The sequence below is a fragment of the Pseudomonas sp. E141 genome (assembly GCF_052659885.1).
This window is the reverse complement of record NZ_CP084024.1, coordinates 4,439,819-4,456,673: the sequence shown is the minus strand read 5'-3', so window position 1 is coordinate 4,456,673 and position 16,855 is coordinate 4,439,819. Positions and strand designations below refer to the sequence as shown.

The 16,855-nt window shown below is 59.1% G+C and carries 19 protein-coding genes and 1 tRNA gene; 19 read left to right on the top strand and 1 reads right to left on the bottom strand.

The features are described 5' to 3' along the window. The first annotated feature begins 42 nt into the window (after window positions 1-42). The 16 genes from GKKCFE_RS20010 to GKKCFE_RS19935 all read left to right on the top strand — a co-directional run bounded on the left by GKKCFE_RS20010 (window position 43) and on the right by GKKCFE_RS19935 (window position 12,585). A complete protein-coding gene (locus tag GKKCFE_RS20010; protein ID WP_003178589.1) occupies window positions 43-264 on the top strand; it encodes an FmdB family zinc ribbon protein in 222 nt (73 codons plus the stop codon). A 75-nt stretch (window positions 265-339) separates the two neighbouring features. After that, window positions 340-2,115 carry an aspartate--tRNA ligase gene (aspS, locus tag GKKCFE_RS20005; protein WP_047227071.1) on the top strand — a complete coding sequence of 592 codons (1,776 nt, stop codon included), beginning with the start codon at window positions 340-342 and terminating at the stop codon, window positions 2,113-2,115. Window positions 2,116-2,234: 119 nt separating this feature from the next. Beyond that, a complete protein-coding gene (locus GKKCFE_RS20000; RefSeq protein ID WP_188252013.1) occupies window positions 2,235-2,981 on the top strand; it encodes a YebC/PmpR family DNA-binding transcriptional regulator in 747 nt (248 codons plus the stop codon). A gap of 162 nt (window positions 2,982-3,143) precedes the next feature. Continuing rightward, window positions 3,144-3,668, top strand: coding sequence for a crossover junction endodeoxyribonuclease RuvC (gene ruvC, locus GKKCFE_RS19995; RefSeq protein WP_030140802.1), 525 nt, complete (start codon window positions 3,144-3,146; stop codon window positions 3,666-3,668). Between the two features lie 114 nt (window positions 3,669-3,782). Further along, window positions 3,783-4,391 carry a Holliday junction branch migration protein RuvA gene (gene ruvA, locus GKKCFE_RS19990; RefSeq protein WP_047227070.1) on the top strand — a complete coding sequence of 203 codons (609 nt, stop codon included), beginning with the start codon at window positions 3,783-3,785 and terminating at the stop codon, window positions 4,389-4,391. Beyond that, window positions 4,392-5,453: a Holliday junction branch migration DNA helicase RuvB gene (gene ruvB, locus GKKCFE_RS19985; protein ID WP_047227069.1), complete on the top strand. Its 1,062-nt coding sequence runs from the start codon at window positions 4,392-4,394 to the stop codon at window positions 5,451-5,453. A gap of 128 nt (window positions 5,454-5,581) precedes the next feature. Further along, entirely contained in the window at window positions 5,582-6,049 is a 468-nt protein-coding gene (gene ybgC / locus GKKCFE_RS19980; protein ID WP_047227068.1) for a tol-pal system-associated acyl-CoA thioesterase, read from the top strand. Then, window positions 6,039-6,734, top strand: coding sequence for a protein TolQ (gene tolQ / locus GKKCFE_RS19975; RefSeq protein WP_047227067.1), 696 nt, complete (start codon window positions 6,039-6,041; stop codon window positions 6,732-6,734). The genes ybgC and tolQ overlap by 11 nt, the downstream gene beginning before the upstream one ends. A 23-nt stretch (window positions 6,735-6,757) precedes the next feature. Then, window positions 6,758-7,210 carry a protein TolR gene (gene tolR / locus GKKCFE_RS19970; RefSeq protein WP_160893274.1) on the top strand — a complete coding sequence of 151 codons (453 nt, stop codon included), beginning with the start codon at window positions 6,758-6,760 and terminating at the stop codon, window positions 7,208-7,210. Next, complete coding sequence (tolA, locus tag GKKCFE_RS19965) at window positions 7,210-8,253, top strand: cell envelope integrity protein TolA (protein ID WP_076383694.1); 1,044 nt, start codon at window positions 7,210-7,212, stop codon at window positions 8,251-8,253. Before tolR ends, tolA begins: the two co-directional genes overlap by 1 nt. Next, window positions 8,250-9,551, top strand: coding sequence for a Tol-Pal system beta propeller repeat protein TolB (tolB, locus tag GKKCFE_RS19960; RefSeq protein ID WP_076383695.1), 1,302 nt, complete (start codon window positions 8,250-8,252; stop codon window positions 9,549-9,551). Before tolA ends, tolB begins: the two co-directional genes overlap by 4 nt. A gap of 52 nt (window positions 9,552-9,603) precedes the next feature. Next, on the top strand, window positions 9,604-10,101 hold the full coding sequence (pal, locus tag GKKCFE_RS19955) for a peptidoglycan-associated lipoprotein Pal (protein ID WP_003205029.1): 498 nt from the start codon (window positions 9,604-9,606) through the stop codon (window positions 10,099-10,101). 6 nt (window positions 10,102-10,107) lie between these two features. Continuing rightward, window positions 10,108-10,938 carry a tol-pal system protein YbgF gene (gene ybgF / locus GKKCFE_RS19950; RefSeq protein ID WP_445577010.1) on the top strand — a complete coding sequence of 277 codons (831 nt, stop codon included), beginning with the start codon at window positions 10,108-10,110 and terminating at the stop codon, window positions 10,936-10,938. Window positions 10,939-11,104: 166 nt separating this feature from the next. Further along, window positions 11,105-11,752 (top strand): 7-carboxy-7-deazaguanine synthase QueE, encoded by a 648-nt coding sequence (gene queE, locus GKKCFE_RS19945; RefSeq protein ID WP_047227061.1) that lies wholly within the window; start codon window positions 11,105-11,107, stop codon window positions 11,750-11,752. 19 nt (window positions 11,753-11,771) lie between these two features. Continuing rightward, window positions 11,772-12,446 (top strand): 7-cyano-7-deazaguanine synthase QueC, encoded by a 675-nt coding sequence (gene queC, locus GKKCFE_RS19940; protein ID WP_171061329.1) that lies wholly within the window; start codon window positions 11,772-11,774, stop codon window positions 12,444-12,446. A gap of 63 nt (window positions 12,447-12,509) precedes the next feature. After that, window positions 12,510-12,585, top strand: a tRNA-Lys gene (locus GKKCFE_RS19935). Between the two features lie 126 nt (window positions 12,586-12,711). Here the strand turns inward: GKKCFE_RS19935 and GKKCFE_RS19930 are convergent. Next, window positions 12,712-13,647 carry a LysR family transcriptional regulator gene (locus GKKCFE_RS19930; RefSeq protein WP_047227126.1) on the bottom strand — a complete coding sequence of 312 codons (936 nt, stop codon included), beginning with the start codon at window positions 13,645-13,647 and terminating at the stop codon, window positions 12,712-12,714. Between the two features lie 171 nt (window positions 13,648-13,818). Between GKKCFE_RS19930 and GKKCFE_RS19925 the strand changes: the two genes are divergently transcribed. The 3 genes from GKKCFE_RS19925 to GKKCFE_RS19915 are packed head-to-tail and all read left to right on the top strand — an operon-like array spanning window position 13,819 to window position 16,854. Continuing rightward, window positions 13,819-14,436, top strand: coding sequence for a thermostable hemolysin (locus GKKCFE_RS19925; protein WP_047227059.1), 618 nt, complete (start codon window positions 13,819-13,821; stop codon window positions 14,434-14,436). Continuing rightward, on the top strand, window positions 14,433-15,998 hold the full coding sequence (locus GKKCFE_RS19920) for an AMP-binding protein (protein ID WP_274089938.1): 1,566 nt from the start codon (window positions 14,433-14,435) through the stop codon (window positions 15,996-15,998). Before GKKCFE_RS19925 ends, GKKCFE_RS19920 begins: the two co-directional genes overlap by 4 nt. Beyond that, window positions 15,973-16,854 (top strand): TauD/TfdA family dioxygenase, encoded by an 882-nt coding sequence (locus GKKCFE_RS19915; protein ID WP_047227057.1) that lies wholly within the window; start codon window positions 15,973-15,975, stop codon window positions 16,852-16,854. The genes GKKCFE_RS19920 and GKKCFE_RS19915 overlap by 26 nt, the downstream gene beginning before the upstream one ends. The last annotated feature ends 1 nt before the right edge of the window (window position 16,855 follow it).

The following is a 16,855-nucleotide window of genomic DNA, read 5'->3' as shown; positions in this document are numbered from 1 at the left end:
CCCAGCCTTTGCGCGAGTAACCTGATCGCCGAGACAACCCCCATGCCGATGTACGACTATCAATGTGCTTCCTGTGGTCATCAGATGGAAGCCATTCAAAAGATCAGCGCGGCACCGCTGGTCGACTGCCCTGCCTGTCAGGCGCCGGAACTGAAAAAGATGCTGTCCATGCCAGGTTTCCGCCTCGGTGGCACCGGCTGGTATGAAACCGACTTCAAGACCGGCGCCAAGAAGAACCTGGCCGGTGGCGACAAAGCTGACTGAGTTGAACACGCGCGAGCTCTTGCACGGGCAGGGCCTCCAACCGAATTTCGAATTACGAGAAGTGAAACCACTACCATGATGCGCAGCCATTATTGCGGCCAACTGAACGAAAGCCTGGAAGGTCAGGAAGTTACTCTTTGCGGATGGGTCCATCGTCGCCGTGACCATGGCGGGGTGATTTTCCTCGATATCCGTGATCGTGAAGGCCTGGCTCAGGTAGTGTTCGATCCGGACCGCGCTGAAACCTTCGCCACCGCCGACCGCGTGCGCAGCGAATACGTAGTCAAGATCACCGGCAAGGTACGCCTGCGTCCGGCCGGTGCCGGCAACGCCAACATGGCCTCGGGCATGATCGAAGTGCTGGGCTATGAGCTGGAAGTGCTCAACGAAGCGGAAACCCCGCCGTTCCCGCTCAACGAATACTCCGACGTGGGTGAAGAAACCCGCCTGCGCTATCGCTTCATTGACCTGCGTCGCCCGGAAATGGCCGAGAAGCTGCGTCTGCGTTCGCGCATGACCACCAGCATCCGTCGTTACCTGGACGAGAACGGCTTCCTCGACGTCGAGACGCCGATCCTGACCCGCGCCACGCCGGAAGGTGCTCGCGACTACCTGGTGCCGAGCCGCACCCACCCCGGCAGCTTCTTTGCCTTGCCGCAATCGCCGCAGCTGTTCAAGCAACTGCTGATGGTGGCCGGCTTCGACCGCTACTACCAGATCGCCAAGTGTTTCCGCGACGAAGACCTGCGTGCCGACCGTCAGCCTGAGTTCACTCAGATCGACATCGAGACCAGCTTCCTCGACGAAAAAGACATCATGGGCCTGACCGAAGGCATGATCCGCAACCTGTTCAAGGAAGTGCTGGGTCTGGAATTCGGCGAGTTCCCGCACATGACCTTCGAAGAGGCCATGCGCCGCTACGGTTCCGACAAGCCGGACCTGCGCAACCCGCTGGAACTGGTGGACGTGGCCGATCAGCTCAAGGAAGTCGATTTCAAGGTGTTCAGCGGCCCGGCCAACGACCCGAAATGCCGGATCGCGGCCCTGCGTGTGCCAGGCGGGGCAAGCATGCCGCGCAAGCAGATCGACGACTACACCAAGTTCGTCGGCATCTACGGTGCCAAGGGCTTGGCGTACATCAAGGTCAACGAGCGCGCGGCGGGTGTTGACGGCCTGCAATCGCCGATCGTGAAAAACATCCCTGAAGCCAACCTGAACGTGATCCTCGATCGCGTGGGCGCGGTTGATGGCGACATCGTGTTCTTCGGCGCCGACAAGGCCAAGATCGTCAGCGAAGCCTTGGGTGCGCTGCGCATCAAGCTGGGTCACGACCTCAAGCTGCTGACCTGCGAATGGGCGCCGATGTGGGTCGTCGACTTCCCGATGTTCGAAGAGAACGACGACGGCAGTTTCTCCGCGCTGCACCACCCGTTCACCGCGCCGAAGTGCTCGCCTGAGGAGTTGGAGGCCAACCCGGCCACCGCTCTGTCACGCGCTTACGACATGGTTTTGAACGGCACCGAGCTGGGTGGCGGTTCGATCCGTATCCATCGCAAGGAAATGCAACAGGCGGTCTTCCGTCTGCTGGGCATCAGTGAAGCGGAACAGGAAGAGAAATTCGGCTTCCTGCTCGATGCTCTGAAGTACGGTGCACCGCCCCACGGTGGCCTGGCCTTTGGTCTGGACCGCCTGGTGATGCTGATGACCGGCGCCCAGTCGATCCGTGAAGTGATCGCGTTCCCGAAAACCCAGAGCGCGGCCGATGTCATGACCCAGGCTCCGGGTGTAGTGGATGCCAAGGCACTGCGCGAGTTGCACATCCGTTTGCGTGAACAGCCAAAGGCTGAGTAAGGCCGACACCTGAAGGCGCATCTTCGGATGCGCCTTTTCATTGGGGTCGATATTTCTGGTTGCCGGCTACTGTGCGAGCGCAGGGCGGGCAATGTTGCAAAGAGAAACCGGAGCGAGTTATGGCAGGTCATTCCAAGTGGGCGAACATCAAGCACCGCAAAGAACGTCAGGATGCCAAGAGGGGCAAGATATTCACCAAGTGGATCCGTGAGCTGACGGTCGCTGCCCGCCAGGGTGGCGGTGATCCGGGCTCCAACCCGCGCTTGCGCCTGGCCCTGGACAAGGCGCTGGGGGCGAACATGAGTCGCGACATCATCGACCGCGCTATCGCCCGCGGCGCGGGTGCGACCGAAGCCGATAATGTGGAAGAGCTGACCTACGAGGGTTACGGCCCCGGTGGCGTAGCGGTGATGGTCGAGTGCATGACCGACAACCGCAACCGCACCGCCGCCGCCGTGCGTCACGCCTTCAGCAAATGCGGGGGCAACTTGGGCACCGACGGTTCGGTGGCGTACCTGTTCGAGCGCAAGGGGCAGATCAGTTTCGCGCCGGGCCTCGATGAAGATGCCCTGACGGAGGCGGCCCTGGAAGCCGACGCCGATGACGTGGTCAGTCATGAAGACGGTTCCTTCGACGTGTTCACCTCGTTCGCCAGCTTCTACGCCGTGCGCAATGCCCTGGAGGCTGCCGGTTTCAAGCCGGCCGACGCGGAAATCGTCATGCAACCGACCACCAGCGCCGAACTGGACCTGGAAGGTGCGGAAAAGGTGCTCAAGATGATCGACATGCTCGAAGACCTGGACGATGTGCAGAACGTTTATTCCAATGCCGATATTCCGGAGTCGGTGGCTGAACAGCTTGGCTGAGAAGGCTTGTTCAAATATTGACGATTGCGAATGACCAAAATGTGGGAGCGAGCTTGCTCGCGATAGCGGTATTTCAGTCAACGCTGTGCTTGCTGATCCGACGCCATCGCGAGCAAGCTCGCTCCCACAGGTCTGAATAACTCCCCTCAAACCGCAGGCGTTATGACTTTAATCCTTGGTATCGACCCCGGTTCGCGCATCACCGGCTACGGCGTGGTTCGTGATACCGGGCGCGGCTGCGTGTACGTCGCGTCAGGCTGTATCCGCACCGGTGCCGGTGAGTTGCACGAGCGCTTGCAGATCGTTTATCGCGGCGTGCGTGAAGTCATCCAGACCTACGGCCCGGTCACCATGGGCATTGAAAAGGTCTTCATGGCGCGTAACGCCGATTCTGCCCTGAAGCTGGGGCAGGCTCGTGGGGCGGCCATTGTGGCCGGTGCCGAGGAAAACCTGGAAATCGCCGAATACACCGCGACCCAGGTCAAGCAGGCAGTCGTTGGAACGGGCGCGGCGAACAAGGAACAGGTGCAAATGATGGTGATGCATCTGCTGAAACTGGTCAGCAAGCCGCAGATCGATGCCTCCGACGCCCTGGCCATCGCCATTTGCCATGCCCATACCCGTTCCAGCCTGTTGCCGCATGGCCTGGGAGCCGCACGCAGTCGTGGCGGGCGCCTGCGTCTCTGATAGCATCAGCGCAATCTTTCGTGAGCCCGAGCATTTTGCGCCTGTGTCGTCGGCCTCCATGCTCCGGCCGTTACTCGCCAGCCCACGGCTGGCCTACGCCCAAGGATCTGAAACGTGATTGGACGCTTGCGCGGCACCCTGGCTGAAAAACAGCCGCCGCACCTGATTCTGGATGTAAATGGCCTGGGTTATGAGCTGGAAGTGCCCATGACCACCTTGTATCGCTTGCCGTCGGTCGGTGAACCGCTGACGCTGCACACCCATTTGGTCGTGCGCGAGGATGCCCAGTTACTCTATGGCTTCGTCGGCAAGCGCGAGCGGGATTTCTTCCGCGAGCTGATTCGTCTCAACGGCGTCGGCCCGAAACTGGCCCTGGCCTTGATGTCGAGCCTGGAAGTCGACGAACTGGTGCGCTGCGTGCAGTCCCAGGACACTTCGGCCCTGACCAAGGTGCCAGGTGTCGGCAAGAAAACCGCCGAGCGCCTGTTGGTTGAGCTCAAGGACCGTTTCAAGGCCTGGGAAGCGGTGCCGGCCATGTTCGCGCTGGTGCCTAACCAGCCGGACGCGCCAGCGCCCGCGGCCAGCGCGGAAAACGATGCGGTCACCGCACTGATCTCCTTGGGCTACAAGCCGCAGGAGGCCAGCAAGGCGATTTCCGCTATCAAGGAAAAAGGCTTGAGCACCGAAGACATGATTCGTCGTGCCCTGAAGGGAATGATTTAAGTGATTGAAGCCGATCGTCTGATCGCCGCCACGGGTGCCCCCCGTGACCGTGAAGAAGTACAAGACCGTGCGATTCGTCCCGTCAGTCTGGCCGATTACATCGGTCAGCCGGCGGTCCGCGAGCAAATGGAACTGTTTATCCAGGCGGCCCGTGGGCGCAGCGAGTCTCTGGACCATACCTTGATCTTCGGCCCACCCGGTTTGGGCAAGACCACCCTGGCCAACATCATCGCCCAGGAGATGGGCGTGTCGATCAAGAGCACGTCCGGGCCGGTCCTCGAGCGTCCGGGTGACCTGGCGGCGCTGCTGACCAATCTTGAGCCCCATGATGTGCTGTTCATCGACGAAATCCACCGGCTGTCGCCGATCGTCGAGGAAGTGCTGTACCCGGCGATGGAAGATTTCCAGCTCGACATCATGATTGGCGAGGGGCCGGCGGCCCGTTCCATCAAGCTCGATCTGCCGCCGTTCACCCTGGTGGGCGCCACGACCCGTGCGGGCATGTTGACCAACCCGCTGCGGGACCGTTTCGGTATCGTCCAGCGCCTGGAGTTCTACAACAACGCCGATCTGGCGACGATCGTCGGCCGCTCGGCCGGCATTCTCGGGTTGCCGCTGGATCCGGATGGCGCTTATGAGATCGCCCGACGGGCGCGGGGTACGCCGCGGATCGCCAACCGGCTGTTGCGTCGGGTCCGGGATTTTGCCGAAGTCCGCGCCAAGGGCCACATCACCAAACCGATTGCCGACCTGGCGTTGAACCTGCTGGACATCGACGAGCGTGGTTTCGACCACCAGGACCGGCGCCTGCTGCTGACCATGATCGAGAAGTTCGACGGCGGTCCGGTGGGCGTGGACAGCCTGGCGGCGGCCATCAGCGAAGAGCGCCATACCATCGAAGATGTGCTGGAACCGTACCTGATCCAGCAGGGCTACATCATGCGCACCCCTCGCGGGCGTGTGGTGACGCGTCACGCCTATCTGCATTTCGGCTTAAACATCCCGACACGAATGGGTGAGATGCCGGTGGTAGACGAATTCCTCGATGCCGTGGACGATTGAACGACCTCTGTGCAGCGACTTTTTTCAGGTTCGTGCTGTCCCAGACGACACCCGGAGCGTCATTGCATTTCGAGAATGAAAAAACAGTTGCCTGGCCGATTGGCAACCTGAGGAGTAAGCACTAGAGTATGCGCGCGCAAAACGGGCTGGAGTCGTTCGCACATCGCTGTCGCGTTTATTACGAGGACACCGATGCCGGCGGCATCGTTTACTACGTCAATTACCTCAAGTTTATGGAACGGGCTCGAACCGAACGGCTGCGGGAACTGGGTTTTGCCCAATCCGCGCTGGTGGGAGAGGACCTGTTATTCGTCGTGCATTCCAGCGAAGCGCGCTACCACGCGCCGGCGCGACTGGACGACGAGCTTCTGGTAAGTGCCGATGTCATCGAATTGAACCGTGTCAGCCTGCGCTTCAAGCAGCAGGTCAGGCGGGCTACGGATAATGCGCTGCTCTGTGAAGGGCAGTTTCTGGTGGCCTGTGTGCGCACCCATAGTTTGAAACCCCGGGCCATTCCCGAAGCTCTACGTGCGGCCTTTGCCGGCGTGAGCGGCGCCGGTACATACTCAGAGCAGGAGATAAAGCGTGGAAGCTAACGTCGTCGACCATTCCTCCATGTGGAGCCTGGTCAGCAATGCCAGCGTTGTGGTGCAGTTGGTAATGCTGATCCTGGTAGCCGCATCGGTGACCTCATGGATCATGATCTTTCAGCGCAGCAACATGCTGCGCGCCGGTCGTCGAGCCCTGGAGAGCTTCGAGGAGCGCTTCTGGTCCGGTATCGACCTGTCCAAACTCTACCGCCAGGCCGGCAGCAACCCGGACCCGGACTCGGGGGTCGAGCAGATCTTCCGTGCCGGCTTCAAGGAATTCTCCCGTCTGCGCCAGCAACCAGGCGTGGATCCTGAGGCGGTGATGGAAGGGGTGGCCCGTGCCATGCGCGTCGCCATCTCCCGCGAGGAAGAAAAACTCGAGCAAGGCCTGCCGTTCCTGGCCACCGTTGGTTCGGTCAGCCCGTACATCGGCCTGTTCGGTACCGTGTGGGGGATCATGAACTCCTTCCGTGGCCTGGCCACTGCCCAGCAAGCGACCCTGGCCACCGTGGCCCCGGGTATTGCCGAGGCACTGATTGCCACCGCCATCGGTCTGTTCGCGGCCATCCCGGCTGTTATCGCCTACAACCGCTTTGCTGCCCGCAGCGAAACGCTGACCAGCCGTTACTACACCTTCGCCGATGAATTCCAGGCGATCCTGCACCGCAAAGTGCACACCAGCGAAGAATAAGCAGGTATTTCCCAATGGCTTTAATCGCTCGAGCCCGAAAAAAGCGCAAGCCGGTTGCCGAGATGAACGTGGTGCCCTACATCGACGTGATGTTGGTGCTGCTGGTCATCTTCATGGTGACCGCGCCGATGCTCAATCAGGGCGTGAAGGTTGATCTGCCCAAGGTTTCCAGTGAAGCCTTGCCGCAGGACAACGACACCCAGGTCCTGACCATTTCGATCAAGGCTGACAAGACCTACTACTGGAACCTTGGCAGCGAAGTCGACACCGAGAAGCAGCAGGACCGGGCCATGACCTTGCCGCAGATGACCGATGCGGTGACCAAGATCATCAACGCCGGCAACAGCAACGGCAAACGCACCCAGGTCTTCATTCGCGGCGACAAGACCGTCGACTACGGTGCGGTGATGGGCGCCATGGGCGGCCTGCAGAAAGCCGGGGTCGGTAATGTTGGCTTAATCACTGAGGCGCCCTGATGCAGCAACAGCGAGAGCCGTCCGCCTCGGAAAGCTACTTCTGGCCTAGTGTCTGGGCAATTGGCCTGCATGTGCTGGTGTTTGGCATGCTGTTCGTCAGTTTTGCCATGACGCCGGAGCTGCCGCCGGCCAAGCCGATCGTGCAGGCGACCCTGTATCAGCTCAAGTCCAAGAGCCAGGCCACCACGCAGACCAACCAGAAGCTTGCCGGTGAGGCGAAGAAATCCGCCGCGCGCCAGACCGAAGTCGAGCAGATGGAGCAAAAGAAGGTCGAGCAGGAAGAGATAAAAGCTGCGGAACAAAAGAAAGAGCAAGCGGCTCAAAAGGCCGAAGAAGCCAGGAAGGCTGACGAAGCCAAGAAGGCCGACGAGGCGAAGAAAACCGCCGAGGCCAAAAAGGCCGAAGAAAAGAAACTGGCTGATATAGCCAAGAAAAAATCCGAAGAAGAAGCCAAGAAAGCCGCTGAAGAAGAGGCCAAGAAAGCGGCCGCTGAAGAAGCGAAGAAAAAGATTGTCGAGGACGCGAAGAAAAAAGCGGCCGAAGACGCCAAGAAGAAAGCTGAAGCTGACGAGGCGAAAAAGAAAATCGCCGAAGACGCGAAGAAGAAAGCCGCCGCCGACGCCGCCAAGAAAAAGGCTCAGGACGCAGCGCGTAAATCCGCCGAAGAGAAAAAGGCCCAGGCCTTGGCAGATTTGCTTTCCGACACGCCGCAGCGCCAGCAGGCATTGGCTGATGAGCAGGGCGATGAAGTCGCCGGCAGTTTCGATGATTTGATTCGCGCCCGAGCGGCAGAAGGCTGGGCTCGTCCACCTTCGGCACGCAAAGGCATGACTGTAGTATTGCAAATCGGCATGTTGCCCGACGGTACGGTTACCTCGGTCAGCGTGGCCAAGTCCAGCGGTGATGGCCCGTTCGACGCTTCGGCGGTCGCAGCGGTCAAGAACATTGGGCGATTGACGGAAATGCAAGGAATGAAACCGAGCGATTTTGCTCCCTATCGTTCATTCAAGATGACATTCACACCTGAGGATCTAGCCTTGTGAGAAACCTTCTTCGATCAATGCTGGTCGTTATCTGCTGCCTGGCAGGGATAGCGGTAGCAGAGGAAAAGAACATTCTGGTCACCAGCGGCAGCGATCGGGCGACCCCGATCGCCGTCGTACCGTTCGGCTGGCAGGGCGGTAGCGTCCTGCCGGACGACATGTCGGAAATCATCGGTAATGACCTGCGCAACTCGGGTTATTACGCGCCGATTCCGAAGCAGAACATGATCAGCCTGCCGACCCAGGCCAGCGAAGTCATCTATCGCGACTGGAAAGCCCTGGGCGCCCAGTACCTCATGGTCGGCAACATCGTGCCGGCCGGCGGTCGCCTGCAGGTGCAGTACACCCTGTTCAACGTCGCCACCGAGCAGCAAGTGCTGACCGGCAGTGTGTCGGGCAGCGTCGATCAACTGCGTGACATGGCGCACTACATCTCCGATCAGTCGTTCGAGAAACTCACCGGCATCAAGGGTGCGTTCTCTACCCGCATGCTTTATGTGACGGCCGAACGCTTCTCTGAGAAAAACACCCGCTATACCTTGCAGCGTTCAGACTATGACGGTGCTCGTGCAGTGACCCTGCTGCAATCGCGCGAGCCGATCCTGTCGCCGCGTTTCGCCCCCGATGGCAAGCGCATCGCCTATGTTTCGTTCGAACAGAAGCGCCCGCGTATTTTCATGCAACACATTGACACCGGTCGCCGTGAGCAAATCACCAACTTCGAAGGCCTGAACGGTGCGCCAGCCTGGTCGCCGGACGGTACGCGCCTGGCATTCGTGCTGTCCAAGGACGGTAACCCGGACATCTATGTGATGAACCTGGCTTCGCGGGCGATTTCTCGCGTGACCAACGGTCCCGGCATCAACACCGAACCGTTCTGGGGCAAGGATGGCTCGACCATCTACTTCACCTCCGACCGTGGCGGCAAGCCGCAGATCTACAAGACCAGCGCCAGTGGTGGTGGTGCCGAACGCGTGACGTTCGTCGGTAACTACAACGCCAACCCTAAACTGTCGGCGGACGAAAAGACCCTGGTGATGATCCATCGCCAGGATGGCTTTACCAATTTCAAGGTGGCGGCTCAGGATCTGCAGCGCGGTAGTGTAAAGATCCTCACTGATAGCACTCTGGACGAGTCGCCTACTGTTGCGCCCAACGGCACCATGGTAATCTACGCCACCCGCCAGCAGGGCCGGGGAGTCTTGATGCTCGTGTCCATTAATGGACGCGTGAGGCTCCCGCTTCCTACCGCACAAGGCGAAGTCAGAGAACCGTCCTGGTCCCCTTACCTGAACTGACGCGGCGCAATACGTTTTACTTAACACACTGGGGTTCATTAGGAGTTTCACGATGGAAATGCTGAAGTTTGGTAAATTTGCTGCGCTGGCTCTGGCCATGGCTGTAGCTGTAGGTTGCTCGTCCAAAGGCGGCGACAACGCCGGTGAAGGCGCTGTTGATCCAAACGCTGGTTACGGCGCTAACACTGGTGCAGTTGACGGCTCCCTGAGCGAAGAAGCTGCTCTGCGCGCAATCACCACCTTCTACTTCGAATACGACAGCTCGGACCTGAAGCCAGAAGCCATGCGCGCTCTGGACGTTCACGCCAAAGACCTGAAGTCGAACGGTGCTCGCGTCGTTCTGGAAGGCAACACCGACGAACGTGGTACTCGTGAGTACAACATGGCACTGGGCGAGCGTCGTGCGAAAGCCGTTCAACGCTACCTGGTACTGCAAGGTGTTTCCCCAGCTCAGCTGGAACTGGTTTCCTACGGCGAAGAGCGTCCAGTTGCTACCGGCAACGACGAGCAGTCCTGGGCTCAAAACCGTCGCGTCGAACTGCGTAAGTAATTCGTCATGCGAACGTGCCGCCGTGCTGTAACTGTTCTGGCTCTCAGCCTCGCGCCGCTTGCGGTGTGGGCTGCGGTTCCCGTGGTCGATAATGATTCCGGCTATAACAATAGCGCAAGCAATTATCCGCCTGCAGGTTACGGTACGAGCGGCGCCTATGCCGGGGGAGGGGTTTCGGCCCCTGTCTCGGCACAGGGCCAGCTGTTCAACCAACTGCAGCAAATGCAAGACCAGATTTCACGCCAGCAAGGCGCGATTGAAGTTCTGCAAAATGAAGTTTCGCGCATGAAGCAGGAAAACCTGGAGCGATACCAGGATCTTGATCGGCGCATAGGAACCGGCGTTGCACCTGCCGCGACTCCTGAGAATTCTCCAGCCGGTGGCGACTTGAACGCCCCTGGCGCAGCCGCAGGCGCGGGAGCAACTGCTCCGGCACCTGCAGCCGGCGGTGAGCCGGCTGATCCGGCGAAGGAAAAGCTCTATTACGATGCGGCCTTCGATCTGATCAAAGCCAAGGATTTTGACAAGGCCAGCCTGGCCTTTGCCGCTTTCCTTCGCAAATACCCTAACAGCCAGTATGCGGGCAACGCCCAATATTGGCTGGGTGAAGTGAACCTGGCCAAGGGCGACCTGCAAGGTGCCGGTCAGGCCTTCGCCAAGGTCTCGCAGCTCTATCCCAAGCACGCCAAGGTGCCGGACTCGCTCTACAAGCTCGCTGACGTGGAGCGTCGCCTGGGCCACACCGACAAGGTCAAGGGCATTCTGGAGCAGGTGGTGGCCCAATACCCGGGTACCTCCGCCGCCCAATTGGCTCAGCGTGACTTGCAGCGTATGTGAGGCTGTTTGATCCGTTTCGAAGAAACCCGCGCTTGTCGCGGGTTTTTTCGTTAGAATTCACGCCCTTTTTATGAAACACGCTTCTTGGGATCTGCGCGTTGGCGGGGTTGCTGGAAGTGCCTGACGGAGGCGGACAGCCTGTTTAGCTGTTACGCCCGTGGCGACTATGCAAGACACATTGAGAATTACCGAAGTTTTTTACTCGTTGCAGGGTGAAACGCGAACGGCCGGGCTGCCCACAGTATTTGTGCGCCTCACCGGTTGCCCGTTGCGTTGCCAATACTGCGACAGTGCCTACGCCTTCAGTGGCGGCACCCTGCGCAGCCTCGACGACATCCTTGAGCAGGTGGCCGGTTTTCGCCCGCGCTACGTCTGCGTTACGGGGGGCGAACCACTGGCGCAACCCAACGCGATCCCCTTGCTCAAGCGGTTGTGCGATGCCGGTTACGAGGTATCGCTGGAAACCAGCGGCGCCTTGGACATCGCACCCGTTGATCCGCGAGTCAGCCGCGTCGTCGATCTGAAGACCCCAGGGTCCAAGGAAGCCCATCGCAATCGCTATGAGAACATCGAACTGCTGACGCCCAACGATCAGGTCAAGTTCGTTATCTGCTCGCGGGAAGATTATGACTGGGCCGTGTCCAAGCTGATTCAATACGGGCTCGACCAGCGGGCTGGCGAAGTGTTGTTTTCGCCAAGTCATCATGACTTGAACGCCCGGGAGCTGGCGGACTGGGTGGTGGCGGACAATTTGCCGGTGCGCCTGCAATTGCAGCTGCATAAATATCTTTGGAACGACGAGCCGGGGCGCTGATATGACTGAACACTCGAACATTGCAGAAAAACGTGCCGTCATCCTGTTGTCCGGCGGCCTCGATTCCGCGACGGTCGTGGCCATGGCGCGTGCCGAGGGCTACCGCTGCTACACCATGAGTTTCGATTACGGCCAGCGCCACCGCGCCGAACTGCACGCCGCCGAGCGGGTGGCCCGGGACCTGGGCGTCGTCGAACACAAGGTGATCGGCCTGAACCTCAACGGCATCGGCGGCTCGGCCTTGACCGACAGCTCCATCGACGTGCCTGAAACTCCCAGCGAAGGCATCCCGGTGACCTACGTGCCGGCACGCAACACGGTGTTCCTGTCCCTGGCCCTGGGCTGGGCGGAGGTGCTGGGCGCCCGTGATATCTTCATCGGCGTCAACGCCGTGGATTATTCCGGCTACCCGGACTGCCGTCCGGAGTTCGTCGAAGCGTTCGAGCGTATGGCCAACCTGGCGACCAAGGCCGGTGTAGAAGGGCAGGGCTTCCGTATTCAGGCACCACTGCAGAATCTCAGCAAGGCCGACATCGTTCGGGCGGGGGTGAAGCTTGGCGTGGACTACGGGCTCACCGTTTCCTGCTATCAGGCTGACGATCAGGGGCGCGCCTGCGGCAAATGCGACAGCTGTCGCCTGCGTGCCGAAGGCTTCGCGGCGGCGGGTGTGAGCGATCCAACCCCTTATTTTTGATTTATTTCAAATTAGGTGTTGAATAGTCCTTAGAAATCAGTATTATACGCGCCACCACACAGCGGGTCGTTAGCTCAGTTGGTAGAGCAGTTGGCTTTTAACCAATTGGTCGTAGGTTCGAATCCCACACGACCCACCATTTTTAGCAGTTTTAAAAGTCTGGAAGGCCCACGAAAGTGTGGATTTCCGGATTTTTTTTTGCCTGTAGAAAACTCGCCGCTTGAAAACCGGAACCACCCGACGATTCGAGTGGTTCCCTGGGTTGTTAAAGCAAGCCGTCCTCGGCGCATACCTTCACGATCTGTTCGCGAAACCAGATGTTGGCGTTGTCCTGGCCGGGTTTCTCGCTCCACATCATATCCAGCGTAAAGTTCGGTAAGCCCACTGGTGGCCTGCGATGGCTATATTTGCCTTCATCGCAGGTCAACGCCTGGATACGCCGAGGCAACGTCAGGATGAAGTCGGTTCCCGGAATCATATTCAGTGCTGCCACGTAGCTGTTGGCCCGAGCGACAATCTGTCGGTTGTAGCCTTGCCGGGCGAGCCAGCCGTCCACCATGTTGGTGTCGGAGGTCCAGGGCGTCGGAAAAACATGCTGGCAGGCGACGAACGCCTCCAGATCAAATTCCTCCCTGGGCAGTGAAAAGTCTTTATCGACCACGCAGACCAGTTCATCTTCCAGTAATACTTGCGAGCGCAACCCCTTCGCGCCGCGATGAAAGTTGGGGCCAAAACAAACAACCAGGTCGAATCGACCCTCCATCAATTCGTCAACCGGAATATCTTTGTGAAATTTCGTGATGTTAATGATAACGGGGAAACGGCTGCCAATGAATCGTTTCACTAGCTGGGGAAGTATAAGAAGTTCGAAGTACTCCGGGGCGCAAATATTGAATGTTATTTCTTTCTGCGTGGGGTCGAATGTTTGAATGCCGGAGTGGCATATATTTATGGTCTTGAGGATGTTGAGTACATGGCTGTACATGGCCGTGGCTTTGTTCGTGGGCCGCATGCCACTACGGGTATTGATGAATAACTCATCTTCGAAACTTGTGCGCAGCTTCTTCAGGCAGTAGCTCACGGTTGACTGGCTCACACAAAGGGTCTCGGACACCTCGGTGACGCTGCTTTGCTCGTACACCGCGACAAACACCATCAGGTCCTGCATGTCCAGCTTTCTAAGCAAATTACTATTGAGCATAAGATCCTTCTCGGCGCAATCCATCAGCTAGCGTCCCTTGTTTTTATGACAAAGGGGTTTATTTATATATTAGCGGAAGGCATTTATTTTTTAAATGGCTTGTGGGAATTTTCTTAAATATGCTCGCCTCGCTTTTTATAGAAATCCTGCACAAGGACGGAGGAGGACGATATGCAAATTCGCGTCGCAGAAACTAAGACACCGTTATGGGTGCAAGCCACTGAAGTAGTGAAAGAGAAATTTCGCCGTTCTTATTCGGCGTCGGTTGAACCGAATCCACAATACTTTGCGGTCACCCAGGATCCGTCAGACCGTATTCTTGCCTGTGCCGGTATTACATTCGCGGACCACCGCACACTGTTTTCCGAGCAATACCTGGCGCAACCGATAGAAGTGATTTTGTCCCAGCGCCTGGAGAAAACGATCGACCGCTCAAACATTGTCGAGATCGGCAATTTGATCTCCCATCACCTGACGGCCGGCATGATTCTGGTCAACATGATTCCCCTGTTGTCCTGGTGCATGGGTGGGCATTACTTGTTGTGTACGGTGACACCCCGCGTTCGGCAAATGATGGAAAGTTGCCAAATCGATTTCGAGCCGCTGCTGACAGCAGACCCTGCGCGCCTGGGCGAGGAGGGTGGCAAGAACTGGGGGACTTATTACTCCAAATTGCCGGTCACCGGGTTCATCCGGGTAGACCCGCAGCGCTCGCGTTTCGCGGCCATGACGCTCAATACCTCGTTCACCCAACTGCCTGGCGATTCACTGGCGAGGGCGCAGCCATGAGCGGTGGATTTATCCATCACTTGCAAAGCGCGTTGCAAGACAATCGCCAGGCTGTCTGCGCGGTGGACTGGTCGGCGTCGGGCGGCGAGCCGGTGGCATTGACCTATGGCGAGCTGGAACATCGTGCCCTCAATCTGGCCGCCGAACTGCAACGGCGTTTTCCCAGCCCGGCCCATGGCGATCATGTGGTTTTGGGAATTGCCACGCGTAACAGCAGCGACTGGCTGGTGGCCGATCTTGCTTGCCTGTTTGCCGGGATTACCGCGTTACCGTTGCCATTGGCTTTCAGCCAGGCTCAGGCGGAGCACCTGGCCGAGCGTTGCGACGGGTTTGTAGTGGATGCCGCCGGGCAGCGGACACTGGCGCAACGATGGAAGTTGAATTTCCCTGAAAGCCGTTTGCGCCACATCAGCGAGCCGGTCATCGAACAGCCTTTGTTGCATACGCCCGACGGTGATGAAGACTGGATCTGCAAAATCATTCACACCTCGGGCACGACCAGTCGCCCGAAGGGCGTGCAGTTGAGTACCCAGGCGGTCGGCGCCGTGCTGGCATCGCTGCGTCAACGTATGCCCGCCGATGCTCATCGCCGTTACCTGTCGCTGGTGCCCTTGAGTTTGCTGCTCGAACAGGTGACTGCCGCCTATCTACCGTTGCTGGCGGGCGGAACCGTGCATTTCTTGCCACCGAACGAAGCATTGCTCGGCGAGCCTGGGGCTTCGCCACAGCGTCTGGTCGAGTGGATCCTGCAGGTCCAGCCAACGGCCCTGACAGTGCCGCCGGTGATGGTCAACCGCTTCCTGGAACAAATGGACGAGGGCGGCGAGCAGGGCGAGAGACTGGCGCGCTATCTGCAATCGGGTGCGCATATTACCTGTGGCGGTGCGGCGGTCAGCATCGATGTACTGCGCGGACTGGAAGAACGGGGCATTGCTGTGTACCAAGGCTACGGCCTGTCCGAGAACGCCTCGGTGGTCAGCATGAACACCTTCGAACAGCAGCGCCTGGGCAGCGTGGGCAAACCCTTGCCCCATGTCCAGGTGCGTATTGGCGCCGACCAGACCATTGAGGTCAAGAGCAGCTCACTGTTCAGTGGCTATTCCGGCACTGACCCTAGCGCCTGCTCCATGTCCGCCGATGGCTGGATGGACACTGGAGACCTGGGCATGCTGGACGACGATGGCTACCTCTATGTGCACGGGCGCAAGAAGAACGTGATCTGCCTGCCCAACGGGCGCAACGTCAGCCCTGAACAGGTTGAGCTGGAGTATCGCAAATACCCCGGCGTCAACGATGCCGCAGTGTTTTTCGATGAGCACCATGGCCTGGTGGCGTTGCTGTGTGTCGAGTCGGCCCCCGCGCGCGATGAGCTGGTGGCCTGGTCCGCCCGGCGTTTTTCCGACATCGAAAGACCCAGCCGACTCTGGTTGTTGACCCAGGACGACCCGTTGATCGAGCAGCTTTACACCGTTACCGGCCGGCCAAAACGCGCCGACATCGCCACTGTTTTTTCCACTCTGCAAGGGACTGCATCCAATGACCACGCCTGCCTTTCACTTTGAAACCGCGGACATCTCCATCGTCGAGTCGCACCACTTCGCCAGCCTGGGCAAGAGCGAGCTGTATGAGCTGCTGGGCCATTACGGGGTCGTGCTGTTTCGTAACTGTATCCACAGCGCCGAAGATTTCAGCGCCTACGTCAAACAAAACAGTTCGCGGCTGAGCCTGGATCCGGCCCGCGTCATGGTGGGCGGCGCGGCACAGTTGGTGGACGCGGGACATCAGGCGGTTGGCCTGCACTGCGAAAACGGTAACTCGCCGTTCTGGCCGGACATGACCTGGTTCTATTGTCAGGAAGCACCACGCAAGGGGTCGCAAACGACGTTGTGTGACGGTGAGAAGGTGTTGGCGAAACTGTCTCCAGCCTGCCGCAGTTTTTTTGAAGAAAACCCTATCCGCTACAGCCGTACCGTTGCGGGGGAAAAGTGGCGTCGTTTGGTTTGCCACTATTCGCCAGCGTTGTCGGACCCGGCGGCCGTCGAAATCGAGGACCTGTGGCAAATCATCGGGGAGGACCCGCAGACGGTTATTTCCTTCAACCCGGCCGATGACTCCATTCACTACGCCTTCAGCACTCCGGCGATCCTCACGTCCGCGTTCAGCCAGCGTCCGGCCTTCGCCAACAGCATCCTGGGACCTTCCTTCAACTACGAAGCTCCGGTGATCGACACCGTGGGGGGGCAGCCGATTCCTGCTGGGTTTCTGCGGGAAATTGCCGAAGTGTCCGCCCAGTACACCTGCCCGGTTGGCTGGCGCGATCACGACGTGGTGATGATCGACAACCGTCGGGTCATGCACGGTCGTGAAACCATCGTCGACGAACGTCGACGCATCTTCAACGCCTTGAGCTATCGCTGAG

Excerpts from the sequence above, each read along its gene's own strand:
- GKKCFE_RS20010 (WP_003178589.1), top strand. The coding sequence starts at position 43 with ATGCCGATGTACGACTATCAATGTGCTTCCTGTGGTCATCAGATGGAA.
- aspS (WP_047227071.1), top strand. The coding sequence starts at position 340 with ATGATGCGCAGCCATTATTGCGGCCAACTGAACGAAAGCCTGGAAGGT.
- GKKCFE_RS20000 (WP_188252013.1), top strand. The coding sequence starts at position 2,235 with ATGGCAGGTCATTCCAAGTGGGCGAACATCAAGCACCGCAAAGAACGT.
- ruvC (WP_030140802.1), top strand. The coding sequence starts at position 3,144 with ATGACTTTAATCCTTGGTATCGACCCCGGTTCGCGCATCACCGGCTAC.
- ybgC (WP_047227068.1), top strand. The coding sequence starts at position 5,582 with ATGCGCGCGCAAAACGGGCTGGAGTCGTTCGCACATCGCTGTCGCGTT.
- tolA (WP_076383694.1), top strand. The coding sequence starts at position 7,210 with ATGCAGCAACAGCGAGAGCCGTCCGCCTCGGAAAGCTACTTCTGGCCT.
- pal (WP_003205029.1), top strand. The coding sequence starts at position 9,604 with ATGGAAATGCTGAAGTTTGGTAAATTTGCTGCGCTGGCTCTGGCCATG.
- ybgF (WP_445577010.1), top strand. The coding sequence starts at position 10,108 with ATGCGAACGTGCCGCCGTGCTGTAACTGTTCTGGCTCTCAGCCTCGCG.
- queE (WP_047227061.1), top strand. The coding sequence starts at position 11,105 with ATGCAAGACACATTGAGAATTACCGAAGTTTTTTACTCGTTGCAGGGT.
- GKKCFE_RS19930 (WP_047227126.1), bottom strand. The coding sequence starts at position 13,647 with ATGCTCAATAGTAATTTGCTTAGAAAGCTGGACATGCAGGACCTGATG.
- GKKCFE_RS19925 (WP_047227059.1), top strand. The coding sequence starts at position 13,819 with ATGCAAATTCGCGTCGCAGAAACTAAGACACCGTTATGGGTGCAAGCC.
- GKKCFE_RS19920 (WP_274089938.1), top strand. The coding sequence starts at position 14,433 with ATGAGCGGTGGATTTATCCATCACTTGCAAAGCGCGTTGCAAGACAAT.
- GKKCFE_RS19915 (WP_047227057.1), top strand. The coding sequence starts at position 15,973 with ATGACCACGCCTGCCTTTCACTTTGAAACCGCGGACATCTCCATCGTC.